The following is a 731-nucleotide window of genomic DNA, read 5'->3' on the forward strand; positions in this document are numbered from 1 at the left end:
TCCTCTTATCGACTCATCAGATATGACACCAGCAGACTGGCAACAAATCGCTGATGACATTCGTGACAACTACGACAAGTACGATGGTTTCGTTATTCTGCACGGCACTGACACGATGGCTTACACCGCGTCGGCTTTGTCTTTCATGCTAGAAAACCTAGGTAAGCCAGTTATCGTTACTGGTTCTCAAATTCCTTTGGCTGAACTGCGCTCTGATGGTCAAGCAAACTTACTAAATGCTCTGCACATCGCAGCAAACTACCCAATCAACGAAGTCACCTTATTCTTCAACAATCAGTTGATGCGTGGCAACCGCAGCACAAAATCTCATGCTGACGGCTTTAATGCATTTACGTCACCAAACTTGCCGCCACTGTTGGAAGCGGGCATCAACATTCAGATTAGCAACAGCATCAAGGTGAACGCGCAACCTGAAGGTGAGTTCAAAGTTCACAACATTACTCCTCAACCAATCGGAGTGATCACAATGTATCCGGGTATTTCACATGAAGTTATCCGCAATACCTTGCTTCAGCCAGTGAATGCGATGATTTTGCTGACTTTTGGTGTGGGTAACGCTCCGCAAAACCCAGAACTACTAGGCCATCTTAAAGAAGCCTCTGAGCGTGGTGTTATTGTGGTCAACCTAACTCAATGTTTGGCTGGTAAAGTCAACATGGGCGGTTATGCGACAGGCTGTGCGTTGGCAGATGCAGGCGTAATTAGCGGTT

1 protein-coding gene is annotated in these 731 nt (G+C 46.6%); it reads left to right on the plus strand.

Going from position 1 to position 731, the window contains the following annotated elements; all coding sequences use genetic code 11:
- Positions 1–731: asparaginase (gene ansA, locus R7Z50_RS27070; RefSeq protein ID WP_318149693.1), on the plus strand; the 731-nt coding region annotated here is incomplete at both ends.

The organism is Vibrio sp. 1249-1, from assembly GCF_033340495.1.